The organism is Hymenobacter guriensis, from assembly GCF_015773195.1.
In the GTDB taxonomy this organism is placed as follows: Bacteria; Bacteroidota; Bacteroidia; order Cytophagales; family Hymenobacteraceae; genus Hymenobacter; species Hymenobacter guriensis.
Map to the genome: position 1 here is coordinate 57,935 of NZ_JADWYK010000018.1, position 25,049 is coordinate 82,983.

The 25,049-nt window shown below is 60.9% G+C and carries 17 protein-coding genes; 12 read left to right on the plus strand and 5 right to left on the minus strand.

Annotated features, from left to right (window positions below; genetic code table 11):
• The first annotated feature begins 112 nt into the window (after window positions 1-112).
• Both I5L79_RS20815 and I5L79_RS20820 read left to right on the plus strand, forming a co-directional pair.
• Window positions 113-1,513, plus strand: coding sequence for a cytochrome P450 (locus tag I5L79_RS20815; RefSeq protein ID WP_196957015.1), 1,401 nt, complete (start codon window positions 113-115; stop codon window positions 1,511-1,513).
• A gap of 138 nt (window positions 1,514-1,651) precedes the next feature.
• Window positions 1,652-3,583, plus strand: coding sequence for a PAS domain-containing hybrid sensor histidine kinase/response regulator (locus tag I5L79_RS20820; RefSeq protein ID WP_196957016.1), 1,932 nt, complete (start codon window positions 1,652-1,654; stop codon window positions 3,581-3,583).
• 4 nt (window positions 3,584-3,587) lie between these two features.
• Here I5L79_RS20820 and I5L79_RS20825 read toward each other — a convergent pair whose 3' ends face one another.
• Both I5L79_RS20825 and I5L79_RS20830 read right to left on the minus strand, forming a co-directional pair.
• Window positions 3,588-4,712, minus strand: a complete 1,125-nt coding sequence (locus I5L79_RS20825; protein ID WP_196957017.1) for an MBL fold metallo-hydrolase — start codon at window positions 4,710-4,712, stop codon at window positions 3,588-3,590.
• 147 nt (window positions 4,713-4,859) lie between these two features.
• Window positions 4,860-5,360 (minus strand): hypothetical protein, encoded by a 501-nt coding sequence (locus tag I5L79_RS20830; RefSeq protein ID WP_196957018.1) that lies wholly within the window; start codon window positions 5,358-5,360, stop codon window positions 4,860-4,862.
• Window positions 5,361-5,558: 198 nt separating this feature from the next.
• On the opposite strand from I5L79_RS20830, the gene I5L79_RS20835 reads away from it, so the two are divergent.
• On the plus strand, window positions 5,559-6,113 hold the full coding sequence (locus I5L79_RS20835; RefSeq protein ID WP_196957019.1) for a GNAT family N-acetyltransferase: 555 nt from the start codon (window positions 5,559-5,561) through the stop codon (window positions 6,111-6,113).
• Between the two features lie 182 nt (window positions 6,114-6,295).
• On the opposite strand, the gene I5L79_RS20840 is transcribed toward I5L79_RS20835, so the two are convergent.
• Window positions 6,296-7,633 carry a TlpA disulfide reductase family protein gene (locus I5L79_RS20840; RefSeq protein WP_196957020.1) on the minus strand — a complete coding sequence of 446 codons (1,338 nt, stop codon included), beginning with the start codon at window positions 7,631-7,633 and terminating at the stop codon, window positions 6,296-6,298.
• Between the two features lie 348 nt (window positions 7,634-7,981).
• On the opposite strand from I5L79_RS20840, the gene I5L79_RS20845 reads away from it, so the two are divergent.
• The 7 genes from I5L79_RS20845 (at window position 7,982) to I5L79_RS20875 (ending at window position 18,369) form a co-directional block, all read left to right on the plus strand.
• Entirely contained in the window at window positions 7,982-10,276 is a 2,295-nt protein-coding gene (locus I5L79_RS20845) for an aconitate hydratase (RefSeq protein ID WP_196957021.1), read from the plus strand.
• A 139-nt stretch (window positions 10,277-10,415) separates the two neighbouring features.
• Window positions 10,416-10,883 carry a hypothetical protein gene (locus I5L79_RS20850; RefSeq protein WP_196957022.1) on the plus strand — a complete coding sequence of 156 codons (468 nt, stop codon included), beginning with the start codon at window positions 10,416-10,418 and terminating at the stop codon, window positions 10,881-10,883.
• Window positions 10,884-11,041: 158 nt separating this feature from the next.
• Window positions 11,042-11,962: a carboxypeptidase-like regulatory domain-containing protein gene (locus tag I5L79_RS20855; protein WP_196957023.1), complete on the plus strand. Its 921-nt coding sequence runs from the start codon at window positions 11,042-11,044 to the stop codon at window positions 11,960-11,962.
• Window positions 11,963-12,066: 104 nt separating this feature from the next.
• Window positions 12,067-13,035, plus strand: a complete 969-nt coding sequence (locus tag I5L79_RS20860) for an ABC transporter ATP-binding protein (protein ID WP_196957024.1) — start codon at window positions 12,067-12,069, stop codon at window positions 13,033-13,035.
• 166 nt (window positions 13,036-13,201) lie between these two features.
• Window positions 13,202-15,061, plus strand: a complete 1,860-nt coding sequence (locus I5L79_RS20865; protein WP_196957025.1) for a hypothetical protein — start codon at window positions 13,202-13,204, stop codon at window positions 15,059-15,061.
• Window positions 15,062-15,202: 141 nt separating this feature from the next.
• Window positions 15,203-17,194 carry a TonB-dependent receptor gene (locus I5L79_RS20870; RefSeq protein WP_196957026.1) on the plus strand — a complete coding sequence of 664 codons (1,992 nt, stop codon included), beginning with the start codon at window positions 15,203-15,205 and terminating at the stop codon, window positions 17,192-17,194.
• A gap of 182 nt (window positions 17,195-17,376) precedes the next feature.
• Window positions 17,377-18,369, plus strand: coding sequence for an AAA family ATPase (locus I5L79_RS20875; RefSeq protein WP_196957027.1), 993 nt, complete (start codon window positions 17,377-17,379; stop codon window positions 18,367-18,369).
• Here I5L79_RS20875 and I5L79_RS20880 read toward each other — a convergent pair.
• On the minus strand, window positions 18,359-18,772 hold the full coding sequence (locus I5L79_RS20880) for a hypothetical protein (protein WP_196957028.1): 414 nt from the start codon (window positions 18,770-18,772) through the stop codon (window positions 18,359-18,361). The genes I5L79_RS20875 and I5L79_RS20880 overlap by 11 nt on opposite strands.
• Window positions 18,773-18,829: 57 nt before the next feature.
• Here I5L79_RS20880 and I5L79_RS20885 point away from each other — a divergent pair, with 57 nt between their 5' ends.
• Window positions 18,830-19,363 carry a metal-dependent hydrolase gene (locus tag I5L79_RS20885; protein WP_196957029.1) on the plus strand — a complete coding sequence of 178 codons (534 nt, stop codon included), beginning with the start codon at window positions 18,830-18,832 and terminating at the stop codon, window positions 19,361-19,363.
• A 59-nt stretch (window positions 19,364-19,422) separates the two neighbouring features.
• Window positions 19,423-20,109 (plus strand): TIGR02117 family protein, encoded by a 687-nt coding sequence (locus I5L79_RS20890; RefSeq protein WP_196957030.1) that lies wholly within the window; start codon window positions 19,423-19,425, stop codon window positions 20,107-20,109.
• Between the two features lie 112 nt (window positions 20,110-20,221).
• Here the strand turns inward: I5L79_RS20890 and I5L79_RS20895 are convergent, their stop codons facing one another.
• Window positions 20,222-24,841: an IPT/TIG domain-containing protein gene (locus I5L79_RS20895; RefSeq protein ID WP_196957031.1), complete on the minus strand. Its 4,620-nt coding sequence runs from the start codon at window positions 24,839-24,841 to the stop codon at window positions 20,222-20,224.
• Between the last annotated feature and the right edge of the window lie 208 nt (window positions 24,842-25,049).

Sequence of the window (25,049 nt, forward strand, 5' to 3'; positions counted from 1 at the left end):
ACGCGCAGAAGGCCGGCTGGGGTTGTGCCGGCGGCCCGGTCCGCGCCCAAAAACGACGTGTGGCGGCGGGTTCCTGCGTATATTCCTGCCAGAATCCGCTGGTATTTTCCGCATGTCTGATTTCCCGATTTCGCCCGCCGCTGAATCCCCGGCGGGCGCCTTTCCGTGGGTGCCGCGCTGGCGCACCCTGCTCTCGTCATTGGCTATGGCGCGCAACCCCATTGGCAACCTCAACGATATGCACCGGCTCCGCGGCAACACGGTGGGGGTTTATCTGGGCGGCATTCGCCCCACCATCGTCACCCGCGACCCGGCCCTGGCCCAGCACATCCTGCAGAAAAACCACCGCCGCTACCTCAAGTCCGACCTCACCCACGGCCTTATCCGCTACCTGGGGCGCGGCCTGCTCACCAACGAGGGGGCCGACTGGCTCCGGCAGCGCCGCCTGATTCAGCCCGGATTCCACCGCCAGCGCTTGGCCGGCCTCACCCGCCTGATGCAGACCGCCGCCGAAGAATGGACCCAGGAATTGCGCACGCGCACCGCCCAGGGCCCGGCCGAGGTGGATATCCACGAAGCCATGACGCGCGTGGCGTTCCGCATTATTGCACAGGCCACCTTCGGCACCAGCATGAGCGAGGCGCAGCGGGAGCGGCTTTCCGATATTCTCACCCGCATTCAGGCCTTCTACGTGCGCACCATCCGGCAGCCCTACCTGCAGCCCTGGTGGTGGGCCTCGGGCAGCTACCGCCTGCACGACGCCTTCAGCCGGGAGCTGCGCGAGCTGGTGCGCGGCTTCATCCGGCAGCGCCGTGCGGCCGGCCCTGGCCTCTCCCACGATGACCTGCTGCAGATGCTGCTTGACGTGCGCTACGAGGATACCGGGGAACCCATGACGGAGGATCAGCTGCTGGATGAAGCCAATATTTTGCTGCTGGCCGGCCACGAAACCTCCGCCAATGCCCTCAGCTGGCTGTTTTATCTGCTGGCCGCCCACCCGGAAGCTGCCGAGAAGGTGCGGAATGAAATGGCCGCTGCCGACCTAACTCAGCGCCCGCCTACCTTCGAGGAGCTGATGCAGCTGCCGTACTCCATGCAGGTAATTCAGGAAACCATGCGCCTGTACCCGCCTGCGTGGATTCTGGACCGCGTAGCCCTGGAGGCCGATGAGTTTCGGGGGCAGCCCATTCCGAAGGGCACGCTGTTCTCTATCTACCTCTACGGCCTGCACCGCCACCCGGGGTTGTGGCCCAAGCCCGACGCCTTCCGGCCCGAGCGGTTTGCGCCCGATGCCCAGCCACCCGTACCGGCCTACGGTTACCTGCCCTTTGGGGGCGGACCGCGCCTGTGCATCGGCAACCACTTTGCCCTCACCGAAATTCAGGTGGTGCTGCTCGAAACGCTGCGGCAGTTCGGTGCCGAGTTGGTTTCCACGCAACAAGTGTTACCCGTGCCCTTGGTTACGCTGCGGCCGCAGGCAGGAGTTATACTTCGATTTCATCGGCTCAGGTAAATCCTGTCGCGGGGCTTTTGCGTAAGTTTACGCCGTCGCGAAGCGGCACCAACGGGCTGTGGTGTGTTGAAGCCGAAGGCTAGGCCTGCGGACCTCATCTTGTCCTTCGGCTAAGACCCGATTCTCGTTTGCCTCTGTATGAACACACCCCCTTCCGACAACGAACCGTTGCCGACTTCACTGGTCGAGGCCCACGCTGAAATCAAGAAACTACGGGCCGCGCTGGCCGAGCAAGTGACCCTGGCGCGCATTCCGGCGCAGAATCCAAACCCCGTTTACCGTCTGGGTCCCAACCGGCAGCGGCTGTTTGCTAATGCCGCGGCCGAGCGGCTGGCCGCTTCCTTGTCGCCCGAAGATCTGCAAGCCGGGCGGGAGGAAGTATACGGTTGGGCTATGGATGCCCTGGCTAGTGCTCGGGAGTCGCAGCACCAGCTATGCATAGGCAACCGTCAGTTTGCCGTGCACATCGTGCCGTTTCCGGAAGCGCAGTACGTGAATATGTACCTGACGGAAGAAACGGCCCGGGTCGCCGCCCAGCAGCAGCAGCTGGCCCAGCAGGCTTTCACCCAGCAGGTGCTCGATGCCGTGCCCGTGATGGTGTACGTGCGCGACGCCGATGGCCGGTACGTGTTTGAGAACTCCGCCACCCGTGCCATGGCTGACCTAATGGCTCAAACCCCGCCTACGCCCGAGGTAGCCGCCCGGCAGGCCCGGCAACAGGCCCAGCACAAGGCCACCGATGCCGAAGTCTTGGCTACGGGCCGCCAGCTAGTGGTAGAAGACTATATAACACTGCCCGATGGCACCGAGCGGTGCCTGCACACCATCAAGCAGCCGCTGACCTGGGATGGAGGGCAGACCCACGTGCTGGGCGTGAGTGCCGACATTACCGCCCTGAAGCAGGCAGTTGAGACAGCCACCACCGCTGCCAAAGCCCGGGAAAACTTTCTGGCCAACATGAGCCACGAGATTCGTACGCCCATGAACGGGGTGTTGGGTATTGCCGCGCAGTTAGCCAAAACTCCCCTCAATACCCGCCAGCAGGAGCTGTTGGATATTATCCGCTCCTCGGGCCGGCATTTGCTGGGCGTCATCAACGACGTGCTGGACATGGCCAAAATCACCTCCGGCAAGATTGAGCTGGTAGAAGAGCCTTTCGACCTGTGTGAGTCGCTGTTTCAGGCTGCCCAGCCGCTGATGCTGCAGGCGTTGGAGAAAGGACTGCACGTAACCGGCGACCGGCTGCGCGAAACCTGCCCGCACCCGCAGGTAATAGGTGATGCGCACCGCATCAACCAGGTGATGCTGAACCTGCTTAGCAACGCCATCAAGTTCACCCCGGCCGGCGGCAGCATCCATGCAGGTACCTACCTGGTGGAGGAAACAGCTGATACGCTCACCATTGAGTTTCGGGTGCGTGATACCGGCGTGGGCATTGCACCCAACAAACAGGAACGAATTTTCGAGGATTTCGCCCAGGCCTACGCCGACACCACCCGTATTTTTGGTGGCACCGGGCTGGGACTGAGCATCAGCCGGGCGCTGGTGGAGCGTATGGGCGGCAAGCTTTCCGTCGAGAGCGGGCTGGGCGAGGGCAGCACGTTCTCCTTCCGCCTTACCCTGCCCCGCGCCACGGCCGCTGAGACTCCCCCGGTACTTACATCTAAAACTGATTACGACACCGGCGCCCTGCGCGGCAAGCGCCTGCTGATGGTGGAGGACAACGACATCAACCGTCTGGTGGCCCGCATGCTGCTGGAAGACTGGGGCGTGGAGCTGGATGAGGCCGAAGACGGCCTGGCCGGGCTGGCCTGCGTGCAGCAAAACAGCTACGACGCCGTGCTGATGGACATTCAGCTACCGGGCCTGAGCGGGCTGGAAGTAACGGCCGCCATCCGGGCCCTGCTCGACCCAGAAAAGGCCCGCCTGCCCATTCTGGCGCTGACGGCCAATGCTTTCCAGAATGATACCGACGAATACCTGGCTGCCGGCATGAATGACGGCATCTCCAAGCCCTTTGAGGCGGCGGAGCTGTACGGCAAGCTGGTTCGCCTGCTGGCTCCGGCTTAACGTTCTATTGCCACCACATTTCCTGCGGCAGCGCCCCGCTGCCCAGCGTTACGGGCTGACCCAGCTGGGGCGTGGTGATGGGCAGCTGGCGGCGGGCAGCCTCGGCCGTAGCCCGGCGCACGGGCTCATTCCAGGCGTGACGGGCCTCGGTGAAGGCGCCCCAGTGAACGGGAAGCATCAGGCGCGCCTGCACATCAAGGGCCGCCTGCACGCTTTGCTCGGGCATCATATGGATTTGGGCCCAGTCGGCGTTGTACTGCCCGCATTCCATGAGGGCGAGGTCGAACGGCCCATGCTGTCGGCCGATGGCGGCGAAGTGCGGGCCATAGCCCCCGTCGCCGCTGTAGAACACGCGCTTGGTGGCCGATTTTAGCACCCAGGAGCTCCAGGAGGTGGAATTGCGGTTGGTAAGGCCCCGGCCCGAAAAGTGGCGCGTGGGCGTACTCACCACCGTGAGGCCGGGCAGCTGCAGCGAGTCGCCCCAGTCCATTTCGTGAATTTTGGCGGGCGTCACGCCCCAGGCCAGCAAATGCGCCCCCACGCCCAGCGGTACGAAGAAGTGCGCCGTCTTTTCCTTTAAACGAAGGATGGTCTGGTAGTCGAGGTGGTCGTAATGGTCGTGCGAAATCAGCACGGCGTCAATGGCAGGCAACTCCTCGGCGGTAATGGCCAGCTGGGGGTTGTAGCGCTTGGGCGTGAGCCAGCTCACGGGGCCCATCTTCACGCTCAGCATGGGGTCGAACAGGATGTTTTTGCCTGCTATTTCCACCAGGCTGGCCGAGTGGCCAAACCACGTCACGCGCAGGGTTTCAGCGGTTTTCTGCTGAATGCTGGCCGGCTTGAGCGGCCGGGTGGGCAGGGGCGCGGCGGGCCGCTCGTTGGGCGTTTTGGTGAACAGGAATTTCCATAGCGAGGAAAATGTGCTGCCCCCGGTCATGAGCGTGGTAGGCACCAGGTTCTGGAACTCACCATCCTTGTAGTGGCCCGATTGGGCGTAGGCGGCGCGCTGGGCTTTGGTAGGCTTGCCCCCAAACTCCGGACTCAGGTTGGCAAACGCCACGCCCACCACGAGCAGGGCGACAACTAAACCGCCCAGCAGGCGGCCAACAAAGCGTCGGGGTTTGGGCATACAGCAGAAGAGAAAATGGTAAGCTGACTGCTTGGGTAATCGGACTGGTACGCGAAATACTTTACGCCCGCCTCAACTATCAACACAAAACCGCCCCAGCTGGTGGAGCTGAGGCGGTTTGGCGGTAGGCTGAAAGTTCGGTTGGGCTTAGCTGCGGTTGCCGAAGTCAGGGCGCCGCTCGGAGCCGCGCTGGCTGCCCGGGCGCTGCTGCCGCTGCCGCTGCCGTTCCTGGCGCTTGGCGGCCAACTGCGCGTACTGCTTTTTCGACAGCGCCGACTTGAGCTTCTTGTCGGTGGCTTCGTGGATGCGTTTGGCCTCGCTCATGCGCTGGCTGCGGTCCTGGCCGGAGCGGCCCCGCAGAGCCTGCATTTGCTGCTGCTGCTCCTGAAAGATCTGGTCTACTTTGGCTTTTTGCTTGGCGTTCAGACCTAGTTCTTTGGCCATTTCGTCGGCGCGGCGTTGGCGGCTCTGTTCGGCACGGGGGCCGTCTTTGCGGTCTTTGTCGTCGTGCTTGCGGCCTTTGCCTTTATGGTCGTCCTGGCGCTGCTCGCGGCCGTTGGCGGGCTTGTGGTCGGCGGCTAGGGCAGAGCCGGCAAAGGAAGTACCGAGGCTCAGGAGAAGGGCGAGGCTGAAGAGTTGCTTTTTCATGGGAAGGAGATGGTAACGGTTGAAGGAAAAGTGAGAATCAGGACGCTGCGTGCTGTTTTCCCACTATTCAACTACAGTGCCCCCTTCCTGGCCCCGGCGTCCGGTTCTCGCGCATCAGCCCGGAAACACCGATGAATAGCCTGGTTTTCTCGGCCATTTGCGGCTCAGGCAATTCAGGCTTTCTGCTACCTTGCCACCATGGAACTTCTCGACCTGGGCAGCCTCGTGCCCGACGCCATTCCCCGCCTCGAAACCCCCGACCTGCTGTTGCGCCCGCCGCGCCCCACCGACCTGCCCGAAGCCGCCGCTTTGCACCAGGACCCCGCCTTTTACCGCTACCTGGGCGGCAAGCCGCATTCCGAGGAAGACGTGTGGCGCCGTATGCTGGCGCAGCTGGGCCACTGGTCGATGCTGGGCTACGGCTCTTGGTCCATTGAGGAAAAAGCCACCGGCCGCTACGCGGGTACCGTCGGCTTCTTCGATGTGCGGCGCGACCTGACGCCCTCACTCAAGGGCACGCCCGAGGCGGGCTGGGTACTGGCGCCGCGCCTGCACGGCCGCGGCTATGCGTCCCAGGCCGTGCAGGCCGCTCACGCCTGGGCCGACGCCCACTTCCCCGGGCCCCGTATCACCTGCATCATCGACCCCGGCAACGAAGCCTCCCTGCGCCTGGCCCGCAGGTTCGGCTACCAGGAATTTGCCCGCACCATCTACCACGACGACGAAATCGTGCTGCTGGAGCGGTTCCGGTAGACTCCGGTGGCCTCACCCCCAACCCCTCTCCCGCAGAGAGGGGAGCCAGCCGCACTGCCCTACGCAGCTGCTACCTAAGAACGGTGTTGTTTTGCGACAAAGCCTCGGCTTACCAGCCGAGGCTTTGTTTCGTCAGGCTCCCCTCTCTGCGGGAGAGGGGTTGGGGGTGAGGCCACCGGAGTCTACTCCGCCAGCAACTGGTCGATGGTTTTGTTGAATTCGGCTTTTTCCTGCTCGTAGTACTTGCCGGTGCCGGGGCCCGAGAAGCCGGTGTGAATCTTGCGCACCTCGCCTTTCTTGTCCAGGAAAATGGTGGTGGGGAAAGCCAAAACCTTGGCCAGCTGCGGCAGGGACTTGCTGGCTTCGGCCGCCGAGGCCTGGCCTGCCACGGCAATGTCATAACCGATGTTCATGCGCTCCTTCATCTTCAGCAGCTTCTGGGAAGCCACTTTCTGGTCAGTCGTGCGCTCATAGCCCAGCCCGATAATTTCGACGCCGCGCTGCTTGTTCTTCTCGTACCAGGGCGCCAGAAAGTTGGTTTCATCCATGCAGTTGGGGCACCAGGAACCCAGAATCTGGACCACAACCACTTTGCCCTTATACTTGGGGTCGGTGGGGGAGATGCTGCCGCCTTCGTAGATGTTGGGGAACTTGAAGTCGAGGCGCTTCTGGCCAGGCTTCAGGCCGGTGAGGGCATTGGCATCGGGCAGTGTGGCGTTCGGGTCGAGCGTAGCAGTCCAGGTCTCGTGACCTTTTTTGCCGGAATAGAACTCACCAAACAAGGTGTTAGGAGCGTAATCCTTGGTAATGTCGATGGGTTCTTTGGGGCCATTATGCGCCGTGAAGAGGAAGCCGTGGCTGCCGTCGAACGTGCTGAGCTTCAGATCAGCGCCATCTACCTGTCCGGCCAGGTAACGGTAGTCACCGGTCGTGGTCAGGAAAGTGCCCGTCACGTCGGTACCGGTTTGCTTGAAGATGCCGACGGCCGGGTAGGTTTCCCCATCGTCGCCCTGGAATGTCACTTTCCAGGTACCCGCGAAGGAAAGAGGTTTACTGCCGGCGGCTACAGAAAACAGCTTCTGCTCACCTTTGGTCGCCGCAAACGCCACCCGGTACGGCTCCTTGCCGTCGTACTTCACCCAGGCACCTTTCAGCTTGTCGGCCCCGCCCTGGCGCACCACCAGCGCGGCATCGAACACGCCCATCCGAATGGTAGTGGAGTCGCCGGCCGAGGTGATTTCGTCCAGCTTCAGGCGTTCCTCGCCGTTGCGTAGCGTCACTACGGGCTTGCCGCCCTGCTCGCTTACTTCAAACAAAAATGGAATTTCCTGACCCTGGGCCGAGAGTACGCCGCGCCATTTGCCGGCCGTAAGCTGGGGTGCGGCCCCGGTACCCGCCGAAGCAGCGGCGCCCGGCGTGGTGGTTTCGGTGGCGGTAGTAGAGTTGGACTGGCAGGCTACCGCGGCCAGCGCGAGTCCGGCCCCGGTAATTGCCTTGCGAAACGAAAAGGCGACGGGCATAATGAAAGAGGTTATTTGTTCGGGCTAAACTACGGAGTAGGGGTGATAGTTTAGAAGCAATAGGGCTGTCATTGCGAGCCACGCAAAGCAATCCGTCCTGAACAACGTAGAAACCCCGAAGCGTGACAAGCCTTTGGCATGAGCAACCATTGTAGGCTTTCTGCTGTAAGGACGTCAGGAATATTGTTCAGGACGGATTGCTTTGCGTGGCTCGCAATGACAGGCTCCCCGGCCCGCACGTCGGCCCGACAACCAGCCCAAAATGTTGGGCCGCGCAACGGGCGGTACCTATATTTGCGTACCTGTTCTCAATAGGCACGTTCTCTCCATCTTTTTCCCTTTCGCATTATGGCGTTTGACTTAGAAATGATCAAGGCCGTGTACGCCAACATGGGTTCCCGCATTGAGGCGGCCCGTGCTGCCGTCGGCCGTCCGCTCACCCTGACGGAAAAAATCCTGTACGCTCACCTGTACGGCGGCTCTGTTTCGCAGGCATATGAGCGGGGCGTTTCCTACGTCGATTTCGCGCCCGACCGGGTAGCCATGCAGGACGCCACCGCCCAGATGGCCCTGCTGCAGTTCATGCAGGCCGGTAAGGCCCAGGCCGCCGTGCCCAGCACCGTGCACTGCGACCACCTGATTCAGGCCAAAGAAGGTGCCGACCAGGATCTGGCCATTGCCAACTCCGAAAACAAGGAAGTGTATGACTTCCTGGCGTCGGTTTCCAATAAATACGGCATCGGCTTCTGGAAGCCCGGCGCCGGCATCATTCACCAGGTAGTGCTCGAAAACTACGCCTTCCCCGGCGGTATGATGATCGGCACGGACTCCCACACGCCCAACGCGGGCGGCCTCGGCATGATTGCCATTGGCGTAGGCGGCGCCGATGCCGTGGACGTAATGGCCGGCATGGCCTGGGAGTTGAAGTTTCCGAAAGTAATCGGCGTGAAGCTAACCGGCTCGATGAGCGGCTGGACTTCGGCCAAGGACGTGATTCTGAAAGTAGCCGGTATTCTGACGGTGAAAGGCGGCACCGGCGCTATCGTAGAGTACTTCGGTGAAGGTGCCAACTCCCTCTCGGCCACCGGCAAAGGCACCATCTGCAACATGGGCGCCGAAATCGGGGCTACCACTTCGGTGTTCAGCTACGATGAGAAGATGGGCGACTACCTGCGTGGCACCGGCCGCGCCGAAATTGCCGATCTGGCCGCTGGCGTAGCCGCTCACCTGCGCGCCGACGACGAAGTGTACGCCAACCCCGAGGCATTCTACGATCAACTCATCGAAATCAACCTCTCGGAGCTGGAGCCCTACGTGAACGGCCCGTTCACGCCGGACGCCGCCTGGCCGATTTCGCAGTTCGCCGCCGCCGTAAAAGAGCACGGCTGGCCCGAGAAGCTGGAAGTAGGCCTGATTGGCTCCTGCACCAACTCTTCCTACGAGGACATTACCCGCTCGGCTTCGATTGCCAAGCAGGCCGTGGACAAAGGCATTACCGTGCAGGCTGAGTTCACCGTGACGCCCGGCTCGGAGCTGGTGCGCTACACCGTGGAGCGCGACGGGCTGCTCGACACCTTCGCCCAGATGGGCGGCGTGGTGCTGGCCAACGCCTGTGGTCCGTGCATTGGCCAGTGGGCCCGCCACACCGACGACCCCAAGCGCCGCAACTCCATCATCACGAGCTTCAACCGCAACTTTGCCAAGCGCAACGACGGCAACCCGAACACTCACGCTTTCGTGGCCTCGCCCGAAATTGTGACGGCCTTCGCCATTGCCGGCGACCTAACCTTCAACCCCCTTACTGACACACTGACCGGCAAAGACGGCCAGCAAGTGCGCTTCGACGAGCCTCAGGGCATTGAGCTGCCCCCGCGCGGCTTCGCCGTGGAGGATGCCGGCTTCCAGGCGCCCGCCGAGGATGGCTCGGGTGTGCAGGTGCTGGTAGCAGAAACCTCCGACCGCCTGCAGCTGCTCGACCCCTTCAAGCCCTGGGAAGGCACCGACCTGCACGGGTTGCGCCTGCTCATCAAGGCCCAGGGCAAGTGCACCACTGACCACATTTCGATGGCCGGCCCTTGGCTCAAGTACCGTGGCCACCTCGACAACATCTCCAATAACATGCTTATCGGGGCTACCAACGCCTTCAACGGCGAAGCCAACTCCGTGAAGGATGCCCTGACCTCGGGCACGCCCTACGGCACTGTGCCGCAGGTAGCCCGCAACCTCAAGGCCCAGGGCATCGGGTCGATTGTGGTAGGGGATGAGAACTACGGCGAAGGTTCGTCTCGGGAGCATGCTGCTATGGAGCCTCGCCACCTGGGCGTGCGCGCCGTGCTGGTGAAGTCGTTTGCTCGCATCCACGAAACCAACCTCAAGAAGCAGGGTATGCTGGCGCTGACCTTCGCCAACAAGGCCGACTACGACCTGATTGAGGAGGACGATACCTTCGACATCCTCGGCCTGACTTCCTTCACGCCCGGTCAGCCCCTGCAGATCCGTCTGCACCACGCCGATGGCGACACGGACCTCATCACGGTGAACCACACCTACAACGAGGGCCAGATTGAGTGGTTTAAAGCCGGCTCGGCCCTGAACCTGATTCGTCTGAAAGAATCCGGCGAAGCGCAGTTGTCGCAGAAGTAATTTCTGCCGGCTTCGGCTGATAACTAAAACGGCCGCTTCTCCACTGGGGGAAGCGGCCGTTTTTTGTTTGTAAAAGCTGCAACTTTCTATTGCATAATGGGCTCACCCTAAGCGAGGCATTTGCAACCAACTGTAGTATATGAAACACATCTTTACCCTGACGCTAAGTGCGCTGACCAGCCTGGCTCTGCACAGCTGCATTCCCTGTGATGGCGACATGGAACCGTGCGCAAACACGCCTATTCCAGTTACCAGCCTGGAAAAGGAATACGGCTGCACGAATACGCCCAGACAACTCAGCGTTGCTTTGTCACAGACGTACACTATCATCCGCTCTCAGGCTGAGTTCGAGCAGCAGGTAACCGGGGAGTGCCGCCCGCAGATTGACTTTACGAAGTATGACTTGGTAATTGGCAACCAAGGCTCAACAAGTGGTAGCTCCACCATTACTTATAGCTACCAGCGCGAGTGCGAAACGGGGCAGCTACAGCTATCAGTACTGTTTACCCCTGGCATGACGAATGATGCCCCCATTCTAACCTATCACGCGCTGGTTCCCAAACTGGCTCCGACCGAAACGGTGTCGGTGCGGGTCGATATGAAGTAAAGCATCAGACTGAATTCGCCCGGACTTAGCCTGCTTTAGTTAGCAGTTAGAACGGCCGCTTCTCCAACAGGGGAGGCGGCCGTTTTTTATGGAATCTATTCAAAGCTGACATCTGGTAGCTGAGTATTCCATTCAATGTTATGATGAAGTGTTACCTAATGAGTTTTCTATTGCTTATCAGTGGGTTTTCGGGCATGGCTCAGGGCGTCGTACGGGGCGTGGTACGCTATAAGAAAAGCCCTGTGACATATGCAACAGTTATAGTTACCGGAACACATACGGGAGCCCCAACAGATGCTGAAGGTGCTTTTGCCATAGAAATTGCGCAGGACACGGCTACGCTGCAGATTAGCGCAATAGGATTTGTTTGGCAGAAAGTGAAAGTAGCTGCGGGCGACACGCTACAGGTACAGCTCAAAGAAGCATGTATGTGGGATGATCATGTAAACTTCGACGTCTTGCAAATTGGTCTTTCTGGCGGGGCAAAGTATACGCCGCTGGGAGGAAAATGCAGCTACAGTAATTTCCCTCTTTTTAACAACCAGTATTCGGATGTGACACTTGAGTTGGCAGCCGAGTACCAAACAAACCACCAGCATACCAATCAAGTAGCGGAATTCGAGGTTGGGGTGGGCCATCTGATTGCCCCTTGCAACTGGCCCGCCGTCGGCGTTGCCTTGAACTATGCGTTGGTAGAAACGCCCCAGTTTCAATTCGAGCGCCGAATGCTGACGATTAATTCTACCGGGTTTTATGTCGGTTACAACCAAGTTCCGGTTTCGCTAGGCTTAGGCGCCGCTTCATATCACCTAGAAAACAGGCTAGCGGAAAGGTGGGGCATCGAAGCAGGTACCGGCTTCATAAAGCCGGGTGAAGTAGTAGATGTTGAACTGACGACTAAGCTGGCTTGGTGGCAGCAGTACTGGCAATGGAGCAGTGCGCTTACTATTCATAAGAGGCCGTTTTCGGCGAGTATTGCTTATAAACAACTGGGCCGGTTCTATCATGAAATAGGCTTCCAGCTGAGTGTCAGTTTCAGAAACCCCAGGATTAAGTTTGGCTCTAAAACCGAAGAATAGATGGGGTGGCTTGGGCTTTTGCTGGCAATTACTGACTCATACCAGGAAGCAGCAGCTCGTCATTTACCTTTACTTGTCTGTTGTATCTTGTAGAAGCATTCCCTGTGTCCTTCCTCCGCGTTTCCCACCTCAGCCTGCACGAAGTCACCCACCAGGCCCTGACGGACGTCAGCTTTACGCTGGCGGAAGGCCGGCGGCTGGCGGTGGCCGGCGAAACCGGGGCCGGCAAAAGCACCTTGCTGCAAAGCATTGCCGGCCTGATTCAACCTACGGGCGGAGAAATATGGCTGGAGGAGCGCCGCGTGAAGGGGCCGCAGGAGCAGTTGATGCCCGGGCATGACGGCATAGCCTACCTCTCGCAGCACTCCGAGCTACCCAAGTTTTTGCGGGTAGAGCAGGTGCTGCGCTACGCCAGCACGCTGCCGGCGGCGGAGGCTCAGGCTCTGTACCAGCTGTGCCGCATCGACCACCTGCTGCTGCGCCGCACCGATCAGGTGTCGGGTGGGGAGCGGCAGCGCATTGCCCTGGCCCGGCTGCTGCTGGCCCGCCCGCGCCTGCTGCTGCTGGATGAGCCCTTCTCCAACCTCGACCGGGGCCACAAGCAGCAGCTTCAGGTCGTGTTGCACGATGTAACCACGCAGCTAGGCCTCACCACCATCCTCGTCTCCCACGACCCGCACGATACCCTGTCCTGGGCCGACGAGCTGCTGGTGCTGGAAAAAGGTGTGCTGGTGCAGCAGGCCGCCCCCGAAACCATTTATCGGCAGCCGGTGAGTGAGTATGTGGCGGGACTTTTCGGGGAGTACAGTCTGCTGCCAGCCGCTGCTGCCCGCCGCCTCACCGGCCGAACGCACCAGCGCGGCCGCCAGCTACTGGTGCGCCCCGAGCAGTTGCAGCTGGCGGAAGGAGGAACACCCGCGCTGGTGCAGGAAGTCCGGTTCTACGGCAGCTACTACGAAGCGCAGCTTACGCTGGCTGGGCAGCCGGTGCGGCTGCGCACGCCGCAGGCTGGCCTGCAAGTGGGCCAAATGGTGTCGGTTGTACTGACGCCCGGGGCTGGCTGGTATGTGTAAGGGCGTTTAGCCAGGCAGAGGATTCGTTGGGCTGATGGCGTAACAGCAGAGCATAACGAATGCAGGAAGCCAGTGGCGGCGCCGGCCCGCTGAAAAGGAAAGGACTGGTGCTAAACAGATAAGTCCAATGATAAAATATTGCGTGTGGTTTATCCTATTCGTCCTGTTGACCGCTCGGCCCGCCGCAGCGCAGAGGCCCTTAGACAGCCTTTACCATCTGGCGCAGGCCGGCAGCCGCCCGGCGCTGGAAAGGTTAGTCCGGCTCACCCGAAGCCACAAGCAGGTGCAATATCTCATTGGTCGGCACCGCCGAAAAAGTAGCCTGGGTACATTGGCCGCAGGGAATTTACGAGATTTAGTCAGGTTTACGGCTGGAGAAAGTAAGGGTGGGGCTTCGGATTTTTCGCGTACCCATCTGACTCTGGTAAGAACTCAATTACCCAAGCTGCGATACTACCCACTTTATCAGCAATGGGGGCTGAGTGCATTGGAAACCGATTCCGGTACCGTATATCACTTGCGTAACCCGTCGGTCAGTAGCATAGTCCTCAAGCCCAAATCCATGCCCGATCTGCTGTTCCACCAACCCGGCAGCGCGCAACTCGATTCGCTCTGGCAAGCCAACAGTCCATTGGTGCTGCGCGAACTGCCCCGGTATATGTATGTGCGCCGGCACCAAGGCTTCGTCTGGACGCAGGATATAGTCAAGTTTATGGAGCAGGCCACTGGCCTGCAGGTAGGGGTTCAAAACTATAGGGCTGATACGGTCTATTCGCTGGCATACGACTATTACGATGTAGCCCTCCGTAACTACACCGTGTTCTGGGCCCGGCACTATCAGGAGTTTCACTGGAACCAGCACTTGGCTCGTTTTGAGGCACCTGCTTTGGCGGTGCACACCCGCGCACCCGTACAACAGCTCTTGGACCAGATTGCCAGCCCTGATTCCAGTGTTGCTTTTCGGGCGTATACTACATTCATCGAGCAGGATATTCAGCTGCCCTGGGCCTACCGGGGGTTAGCGGGAAGTGAATCTGTTCCTAACCAAAGTCTGCCAACCTTCTGGGAAAGATTTGTAGCGGGCAAGCAGGCGTTACGCTCTTATCTGTTGACAACTGGCCTGCCATTGAATCTGCCGCCCATATTGGCGGCGCAAAGTCGGCAACTACTACTGCCGCTGCCGTTCGGGCAGCGGTACCGCCTGGAAAATCAAATCATACAGGCGCTGACTCCCGAAACTGTGACGGCATTTGAGCTGCTGATGCTGGACTATGAGCAGAACAAGCCGGCGCAGGAATCGGTAGGGCGTATTCTGGATGTGCTGTATTCCCGCCATTGGCCCCGCATCATGACCGATAAAACGCTGCTGGCGTTGTACCTGAAAAAGGTGCGCGTGTACAACGCTTTGGGGATTGTAGGGAGTAGTCGGTATGTCGTTTTCAAGTTGGATAAGCTAAACGGTCCGGTCCGGCGGGCTATACGCGCCGTTCGGGCTACTACCCCAGACGCCGACGTGCGCGAAATAGCCCGGACGGTTTTACGGCCCCACTGGCGCTATGAGTCGCGGCGTACGTTCAACCTGGTGCGGGCCAGCTCCCGCCCGGCGGTAGCGTACAACCCGGACAGCCTGCGTCAGCTGCTGCAGGAGCAGGGCCTGGCGCTGTACACAGCCGGAAAGCTGGACTTAGCCCGCGCAGATACCGCTCTGAAGTATGACGCCCCGCTCGGGTTTGTCGGCGGTTATTCGCCGCGGACTACCACGTTAGAGCCCCTGATCAGGCTGCTGGAAACGGAGTTTCGAACTGACCTGGGCTTTGGCCCCGCATTCGGCGACTGGCGCGTATCGCAATCTGCCTCGGTGGTGCATCGGGCGCGGGCGTGGCGCAGATACCTGCGGCAGCAAGGGCTAGTGGCCCGGGATACGGCTCCAATTTCCTTCGTGCAGGAAAATGATTTCCATAGCCGGACCAAGCACAGCCCGCTGAAAAGAAAGCTCAAACTATTGTGGTACCGGCTGAAGCACTAGCCTGCAAGCTGTTCAGCAGGCAGAAGCTTGTCCGCACTGTGCAACGTAAAGGAAGCAGGGTGAGAATATGAAGTAACCGGCGGCCAACGGCGGATTACGCTAGTTTTGCGGGCCGTATAGACGTGCTTCTACTTTTCCTGCATGAAAACAGGCATACTCCTGACCGTATTGTTATTGTCCACCGCAGCCAGCCGGGCGCAGGTCCCTGCCGCACCGGACACGGCCCGGGCCCTGCCCGAAGTCACGGTGACGTACCGGGCGGCGGCCCGCACGCCCGTCACGTTTCTGAACCTGAGCGGCCGGGCGCTGGCTGCCCGCAACGTAGGGCAGGAGCCGTCGTTTCTGCTGACGGAAACGCCCGCCGTGACGGCCTACTCCGATGCGGGCAGCACCCAGGGCTACGCCTACTTCCGCCTGCGCGGTATCGACCAGACGCGCATCAACACCACCTTGGACGGGGTACCGCTGAATGAGCCCGAAGACCAAGGTGCTTATTTCTCCAACTATCCTGACCTGTTTACCTCCCTGAGTGGGCTGCAGCTGCAGCGGGGCGTAGGTACCACCCAGAACGGCGCGGCCAGCTACGGGGGCAGTCTGCAGCTATTCTCCGCTTCCCTGCTCGACTCGGCCCGGGCTACGTTAGGGGCGGGCTACGGCTCCTTCGGCAGCTACCGGCTGTTTGCGGAAGCGGCCAGCGGGCGGCGCGGGCGCGTAGCTGGCTACGCGCGGGCTTCGCAGGTGCACTCCGACGGCTACAAGGACCGCTCGGCTAATACCTCCCGCTCGGTGTACGTGAGCGGGGGCTTGTTCTATGACAAGACCAACTGGAAGCTGAGCGTGCTGGCCGGGCAGCAGCGCAACCAGCTGGCCTGGCTGGCTGTGCCCGACTCGGTGCTGCGCGAAGACCGCCGCGCCAACGCCAACGGACCCGAAGACGATTTGTTCCGGCAGGCACTGGTGCAGCTGCAGAACCAGTGGCACCCTACGGCCCACGCCGAGGTCAGCACCAGCGTGTATGCCTCGAGCCTGCGCGGAGGCTACGACTTCGACCTGAACAACTTCCTGGGGTTGCCCTCTACGAACGAAATGTACCGCTACGATTTCCGCTCGGGGCTGCTGGGCGCTTTCAGCACTTACACGCACCGCGGTAGCCGGCTAACGTGGTCGGCGGGCGTAAACCTGAATACGTACCAGCGCCGCCACCTGGGCAGCGAGCGGACGGTGGGCGAGCTGTACCGCAATACGGGCTATAAGCGCGAGGGCAGCGCCTTTGGCAAGCTGGAGTATCGCGCCGGACTGCTCACGCTCTTTACCGATGTGCAGGCCCGCGCCGTGCGGTTTCGCTACGCGGGCGACGTGCCGTTGGCGCCGCTGTCCTGGCAGTTTATCAGCCCCAAAGCCGGCCTAAGCCTGGCCCTCACCGACCGCACCACGCTGTACTACAGCTGGGGCCGCACCGGCCGGGAGCCCACACGCAACGACATGTTCGGGGGCAACGACAACCTCTCGGTCGACGAAGACGGACAGCTTCTACTCTACAGTACCCGCGCCGAGTACGTGCAGGACCACGAGCTGGGCCTGCGCTACCAAAGTCCCCGGCTGGAGGGCAGCGTGAATGCCTACTACATGGATTTCCGCAACGAGATAGTGCTGAACGGCAAGCTGGGTCCCAACGGGCTGGCCCTGACCGATAACGTGGAGCGCAGCTACCGGAGCGGCCTGGAAGCCACGGTGCGCTACCAGCTCACGCCCCGGGTTTTTCTGCTGAACAACTCCGCCTTCAACTACAGCCGCATCCGGGAGCAAACGGAAACCTTTCGGCCCATTCTCACGCCCGCCGTCCTGCTGAACCAGGAAGTTGCGTACGCCATTGGCCCCTGGCAGCTGGCCCTTACCGGCCGCTACCAAAGCCGCTCCTACCTGGATTTTGCCAACTCCGCCACCATTGCGGGCTACGTGCTGCTGAATGCCCGGGCGCAGTATGCCTGGCGCCAGTGGGAGTTTACGCTCTTCGGCAACAACCTCACCAATGCTAAATATTTCAACAATGGCACCGTAGAGGCCGATGGCACCCGCAAGTATTTCGTGCAGGCCCCGACGAATGTGTATTTGGACGTGAAGCTGCGCCTGTAGTATAGATAATAAAGAAAGTCATGCTGAGCCTGCCGAAGTATCTCTACTGCTTCGTTGAATAGTGCTTAACGGAGTGGAAAAGATGCTTCTACAGGTGGCCGCCAGATGAAGTATGACGTTCAATTACAGCTCTATGCCGCTTTCCATAGTATTTCCAGTAGCCATCTAGAATCCCGTTTGCTATGACCCGCGCCCTGGTATTCGGGAAGTTTCTGCCTTTGCACCGGGGCCACCTGGCCCTTATCGACTTTGCCCGCCGCCACTGCCACCAGCTGACGGTGCTGGTGTGCGCCAGCGACCTGGAGCAGGTGCCCGGTGCCGTGCGGGCCGGCTGGCTGCGCGACGTCTATGCCGCCTGCCCCGAGGTGCACGTGCAGGTGCTCGACTACCGGGAAAGTGAGTTGCCCAATACCTCCGTTTCCTCGGAAGCCGTAGCGCACGCCTGGGCCGACCGATTTCGGCAGGTGCTGCCGGATATAAACCTGGTAGTTACCTCCGAGCCGTACGGAGCAATGGTAGCGGCCCGGCTGGGTATCCGGTTTCTTGATTTTGACCTGGGCCGCACCCAGGAACCTATTTCCGCCACCGCCATCCGGGCCGATATGCGGGCGCACTGGGCCTGTCTGCCGGGTAGCGTACAGGCCTACTACCGGCGCACCGTGGCCATCCTGGGCACCGAATCAACCGGCAAATCTACCCTCACGCAGCAGCTGGCGGCGCACTTTGGTGCTGCGTACGTAGCCGAAGCAGCCCGGGACATTATCCCGAATTCAACTGAAATCTGCCGGGCAGACTTGCTGGCCGTAGCGGCCGAGCACGCCCGCCGCATTGCGGAAGCGCGGGCTACGGCTGGCCCGCTGCTGCTGATTGACACCGATGTGCACATCACGCAGTCGTATGCCCGGCTGCTGGGCGAAGACTACTTGGAGCTGCCGGCTGCGCTGTATGCCACCAACCGGGCCGATTTGTATTTGTACCTGCAAGCTGATGTGCCGCTGGTAGATGATGGCACCCGTTTGCCGGCGGCCGCACGGCTGCGAGTGGACGCCTTGCACCGGCAAACCCTGGCGCACTTCGGCATCCAGTACCACGAAATAGGCGGGGCGTGGCCGGAGCGGTTTGCGCAGGCTGTGGGGCTGATTGAGGTGCTACTGAAGCAGGCGGCTACAGCGTAGCCACCTGCTCCGGCCGGTTCTCACGGCGCTTCTGCACCAGATAGTAATACGCTAGCACCGCCAGCCCGGCCCCGAAAGGCACCAGCGCCAGGTGCTTCCCCGTGACGGAATGCCACACCAGCACCTCATCGAAGTGAAAAAACTCACTGATCATCCAGTAGGAGTTGGCCGAAATCCATAACACAATGGCCAGATTGTGCGCCAGCTCCGAAACCAGGTGGCGGGTGCGCCAGGAGATAATGATGGCAATGGCCAGCGTAGGCACAATCATGGCCAGGCCCAGCGGCTTCCACACCATGCACCAGCTCACGTCCTTCAGGAGCCAGAACACGATGTGCAGGTTTTCCATGCGCCGGTACGCGGCCGGAATGACGTAGTGGGCGTCGGACGATTCGGTAGCCATTTTTCAGGGGAAACAGGGTTTCAAATGTACACCGCACCGCCGTACTTGCGGCCCGCTATGCCCACCATTTTCACCCACGCCGCCGTAGCCGTTGGCCTCGGCCGCAGCCTTTCTTCCCAGCCGCGCCCAGCCGGCTTCTGGTGGCTTCTGGCCCTGTGCGCCATCCTGCCCGATTTCGACGCCGTGACGTTCAAGCTGGGCATTCCCTACGCGAGCATGTGGGGACACCGAGGCTTCACGCACTCGGTGGTGTTTGCGGTTTTGGCCGGGCTTGCCTTGGCTTTGCTGGCTCCGGCCCGGCTGCGCGGTACGTTGAGCCGGGTGGAGCTGGCAGGCTGCTTGGCAGCGTCCACAGTTTCGCACCCGCTGCTGGATATGCTCACTAATGGCGGATTAGGTGTGGCTTTGCTGGCCCCGTTCAGCGGGGAACGGTTTTTCTGGCCTTGGCGGCCGGTGCGGGTTTCACCGGTGGGGGCGGGGTTTTTCTCCTGGCGCGGGGTGGCTACGCTGCTGAGCGAGCTGCGCTGGCTCTGGCTGACCACCCTGCTGTTGCTGCTGACGGCGCGGTGGGCCCGGCGAAAAGAACGGTAACTTTCGGGCGGCTCTGCGTATGAGGGCTGATCTGTTTTAGTAAAGCCCGACTGTTCCAAATGCCGCACACGCTGAAAAAAGTACTGAAAGGCGCCGCCTGGGCCGGCGGAGGCATTGTGGGCGCGGTGGTGCTCTACCTGGCCACCTCAGCGGCGCTGTCGGCGGTGCCGGTGGGGCAGCGGAGCCAGCCCGAGTCGGGCGCCATCGAAGCCTGGGTGCTTTCCAACGGCGTGCATACCGATATTGTGCTGCCCGTGCGCACCCCCTACATCGACTGGAGCCAGCTGGTGCCCTACGCCCATACCCCGGCCGCCGACAGCAGCCGGCAGTATGTGGGCTTCGGGTGGGGCGACAAGGGTTTTTACCTAAACACGCCTACCTGGGCCGAGCTTAAGCCCAGCACTGCCGTGCGCGCCATGTTCTGGATGAGCACCACGGCCATGCACACCACCTTCCATCACCGCCCGCAGGAAGGCCCGCACTGCGTGCGCATCTACCTCACGCCCGCGCAATATGAAAAGCTGATTGGGTTCATCCGAAACAGCTTCGAGCCCGACGCGCAGGGTCGGGTGCAGCATATTGCCGGCCACAGCTACGGCCAGTACGACGCCTTCTACGAGGCCCGGCGCACCTACAACCTGTTCTATACCTGCAACACCTGGGCCAACGAAGCCCTGAAAGTAGCCAACCAGAAAGCCGCCCTCTGGACGCCCTTCGACTTCGGCATCTTCTGGCAGTATAAGTAAGCCGGCAAAAAGCGCAAGCGCGGAAATTCATCCTCGGCAAGAAACAAGCAGGGCTACTACCGGAGCTTTTTGCTCTGCGGTAGTAGCCCTGCTCGATTGCAATGTAACCGGGTTATTGCTTCAGAATATTGCCAGAGTAAAACGACTTGCCATCAAAGATGCGCAGGGTATACAGGCCCGCGGGGTAAGCGCGCAGGTCGAGCTGGAGCGGGGCGTTGGTGCGCAGGGTACGTTGCTGCAACTGCTGGCCCAAACCATTATACAGGCTGAGTTCCCACTTGCCCGGGTTCGGGCCGGGCTGAATCGTCAGAAAATCAGTGCTGGGGTTGGGGTACACCGTGAACATGCTGGCACTGAGGGGCTGCACCGCCAGGGCCGTCAGCGCAAATTCGGCGGAGGTACTGGTGCAGTTATCCACGGTCACCTTCACACTGTAGCGCCCATTCTGCGTGGCGGTGTAGGTGCGGGCAGTGGCGCCCGCAATAGCGGTGCCGTTGCGCAGCCACTGGTTGCCCGTGCTGCTGCTGGAGGTCAGCACCATGCCTGCCGCCGTAGCAGTGCCCGCCGTAATAGTGGGCACGGGCACGTTGCATACGGCTGGCGTCACCGTAAAGTCCTGGGTGCTGGTGGCCTTGCCCGCCGGTGCTTCCACCGAGACTTTGCCGGTAGTGGCCCCGGCGGGTACCGTAGCCGTGATGCTCGTGGCGGAGTTGACTTTGACTACGGTAGCCGTGGCCTGGTTGAATTTCACCGTCGTCGTTCCCGTCAGGTTGGTGCCGGTGATGGTGACGACCGTACCTACCGGGCCGGTAGCGGGGCTGAAGGACGTGATGGTGGGCGTGGCCGCCGGAGCCGCATCCCGCAGGTTGTACACGTACAGTTCGCGCTTATACGTGGTCGGGTGCTCGGCCGAGAAAATCAGGTTGCCCTTGAAGTAGCTGGTATATAGAATGCCTTCGGGAGCAAAATTCAGCGCCTTGGTGCCGGCCTCGGTGCCATCCGAAACGTGCAGGGCCTGGTCGCTGTAGGAGCGCCCACCCGTGAAGTACACCTTGTTACCCACGGCCGTAAGGTAGTCGGGGTAAGTGTCGCCGGAGCCGGGGTTCAGGTCTTTTACCAGCACGGTGCCGGCGGCCGTTCCGTCGCTTTTCCAAAGCTCGTAACCTTTGTCGGTCTGGCCCCGGAAGTACAGGTGGTTGCGCATAGCTACCGGAATCAATCTGTCATTTACCCCGTCGCCCAGGCCGGGGCTGAGGTCTTTCACCAGCTCGGCCGTAGTGCCCGTCACCTTGTACAGTTCCCAGCCCACGGTGGTGTTGCTGGCGCGGCCCATAAAGAACAGGGTGCCGTTCACGTCCGTCAGCTGGCGGATGTCGCCGTTGAAGCCGCTGATGCGGGTGAGGCTATTGGCCGCGGCGCCGTTGGTGCGGTACAGCACCCAGCCCGTGGTATTGCGCTCCGAGCAGGCTATGTACACATACTCACCGGCGCCCCCGAAAAGGTTAGCGTACAGGTCGGATACGCTGCTGACCAGGAAAGTGCCGGCCGCAGTGCCATCGGTGCGCCCGATGCTGTAGCCACCGCTGCCCGGGTTGCCTTTGAAATACGCCAAGCCCCGGTAGGCAAACATAAGGTGGGGATAAAAGTCGTAGAGCTGCTTGCTGGTCTTCGTCAGCTCATCAAACACCCACACCGTGCGGTCTTTCTCAAAAACAGCCTTGTTGTTGAGCAGCGTGTAGGTGTCGTTGATGGAGCCCGTGGTGCTGAGCTCTTTCTTGGTCAGGTTCTCATCCAGGGCTACCAGCCGGTTTTTGCCCGCAGCATCGGTTTCGAAAAAGTACACGTAGCGCTCCGTCGCCCGGGCAAACTCCACGTTGTTGGGCGTGCGGATGCTGCTGCTGACGCTGATGGTGCCGGCTGCCGTACCATCGGAGCGCCACAGCTGGGTGTTTCCATCCTCCCGCCGGCTGAAGTAGAAGTGGTTTTTGAGCGGCACAAAGGAAGAGGTGGCGTTGTACATCGAAAGCCCCAGGGAGCCCGAAGCCAGCTCGGAAGTCGGCACGATAACCGTAAAATCGTCCACGCTCTTGTGCGTAGCCGTGGGCATGGTGACGGTAATTTTGCCGGAAGCCGCCGCCTGCGGCACAATCACGCTGATAGTGGTAGGAGAGGTGACGGTGAAGCCCAGGGAAGGTACGCCCCCGAACGATACGTCGCGGGCCCCGGTGAGGCTGCTGCCGGTTAGCACCACCACATCGCCGGGTGCGCCGGAACCCGGAGCAAAGGCACTGAGATAAGGCCCGCCGGCCGGCGTGGCCGTCACCGTGAAGCTGGCCGCACTGCTGGCGGTGCCGCCGGCAGTAGTCACGCTGATTTTGCCGGTAGTTGCTCCCGCCGGTACCGTCGCAGTCAGGCTGGTAGCGGATACCACGGTGAAGCTGGGCGCGTTGGTAGTGTTGAACTTCACGGCCGTGGCTCCGGTGAAATTGGTGCCCGTAAGCGTGACGAGGGTGCCCACCGGTCCGCTGGCCGGACTGAACGTCGTGACGGCCGGAGCCTGGGCCGTCGTCACCGTAAAGCTGCCGGTGCTACTTGCGGTGCCCTGTGAGGTCGTCACGCTGATTTTACCTGTCGTAGCGCCCGCAGGTACGGTGGCCGTAAGCTGCGTAGCTGAGTTGACGGTGAAGCTCGTAGCCGCGGTGGTGTTGAACTTCACGGCCGTGGCCCCGGTAAAGCTGGTGCCCGTGAGTACCACCACGGTGCCGGCCGGGCCGCTGGCCGGGCTAAAGGAACTGATGGCCAGCGGTGGTGCAATCAGAATATTGTCGGTGCTGGCCACGGTGCCGGCTGGCGTCGTCACGCTGATTTTGCCCGTGGTGGCCCCGGTTGGTACGGTCGCCGTAATCTTCGTGGCCGAGTTGACGGTGAAAGTAGTGGCCGCGGTGTTGTTGAATTTCACGGCCGTGGTGCCGGTGAAGTTGGTGCCGGTAATGGTAACCGTGCCGCCAATGGTGGTGCTGGCCGGGCTGAAGGCGGTGATGGTGGCCGCCTCAATGATGGTGAAATTCGTGGCGCTGGTGGCCGTGCCGCCTGGCGTAATCACGCTCACTTTACCGGTGGTAGCTCCGTCAGGCACCGTCACCGTAATCTTGGTGGCCGAGTTGACGGTGTGCTGCGTGGTGGTGGTTTGGTTGAACCGCACGGCCGTTGCGCCCGTGAAGTTGGTGCCCGTCAGCACCACGGTGCCGCCCCAGGGGCCGGTAGCTGGCGTCAGGGCCGTGAGGGTGGGCGCAGCGGGTACCTTGCCGTTTTCCGCAATTGGCGTGCCGTCCGACTTCCACAGCTCGCTGCCATAGGGGCTGCCCGCTGCCGTACTGCGCACGGCCGCCAGCAGAATGGAGCTGCCATCCAGGGAGCCAAAGCCCAGGTCCGTGTTGACGCCGCCGTACGTACCTTCGGCAAAATCCACCGCTATGCGCGTACCAGCTTTGGTGAAGTTGCTGGTCCAGAGTTCCGTGCCGTGGGCAGTGTTCGGGTAGGTTTCCGTGCGGTCGGAGGCCGGAAACAGCAGCTGGGAGTTCGTAATCAGCGTCGATTTTTGGTCGTCGGTGAAGCGAATGTTGTCGCTACGCTCGATAAGCATAGTCGTGCCTGCCGCTGTGCCGTCCGATTTCCACAGCTCATTGCCGCCGCTGAAGTATTCCAGGGAGAAAACGAGCAGCTTGGCGTTGGCCATAAACAGCCGGGGCGTTATGGACGTGGTGGCGGAAATCTGCTTGACCAGCGTCACCTTGAAATCGGGGCTGATTTTCCAGAGTTCGAACAGGTAGTTCGGGTTGGTAAAGCGGGTTTTGGCGAAGTAAAGGGAGCCGCCCAGGGTAGCCATCAGCGGGCTGCGGCTGCTAGGAAACGGCAGGCCAAACCCAAGTTCCTGCTTGATGTAGGGGTACTGCTTGGTAACCGGGTCGATGGCCCGGATGCCGCGCATGTTGCTGCCCTCAATGGGCCGCCCTTCCGTTATCAGCACCTTGCCATTGAAGTATACCATGCCGCTGATGCCCGACTGGGTATTGTCAACCACGCTCTGATCATAGAGTACTTCCGGGGCCGCGCTGTTGGTCACGTTGTATACCTTCCAGCCATCGGAGAAAAAGACCCGGCTTCCGCCCGTCACGATAAAGTAGTTCAGCCCCCGGTTGCTGGTGCTTTCACCGATAAGCTTTACCGGCGCCGCCTCGGTGCCATCCCAGCGGTACAGGCCCCGGATAGTGGAAAAGCCCTCAATGACGAAATACACCGCGTTGTTGAACACCGTAAGCTGCTCAATGCGGTAGATGGTCGTAGAGGTTGGCGCCGGAATCTTCTTGGTGCCATCCGTCGTGCCATCCGTCACCCATATTTCGTGCTGGTTGACTACCGCATCGTTGTAGCGGGTAAACACCAGCCGCCCGTTGAAATCGACGGCGTTTTTGGCCTCATAGGGGTCGTAGGCATCCGGGTCCTTGACCCAGGTTTTCACAAGCTGCGTACCGGCCGCGGTACCGTCGGTGCGGTAGAACTCCCGGGGGCCGGTGCCCCGCCGGATAAAGTATAGCTTGTTGCCGGCCTTGACAAAATTTCCGGGAAATATACCAGATGCGCCCGGCATAATGTCCTTCACCAGGGTAGTGCCCTGGCCCAGGGCGGCCAGCTGAAAAAGTGCAAAAAAGAGTAAGGGTAGGAGTTTTTTCATGAGCAGGTATGTGTTGCGCAGGTTAGGTGGTGCATCCTGAAATCAGGTCGCCAAACCAACTGGTAGCTTGTTGGGCCTTGTTGAAAGAAAATAAAAATTGTACTTTCTGCTACTGGCTAAGAAGCTGGCTAAGAGACAAAAATAATGGTATAAGTAAAATCAGCAAAATTATATGTAAGACTTGGAAGTATATCTGCTGCTGCTTCAT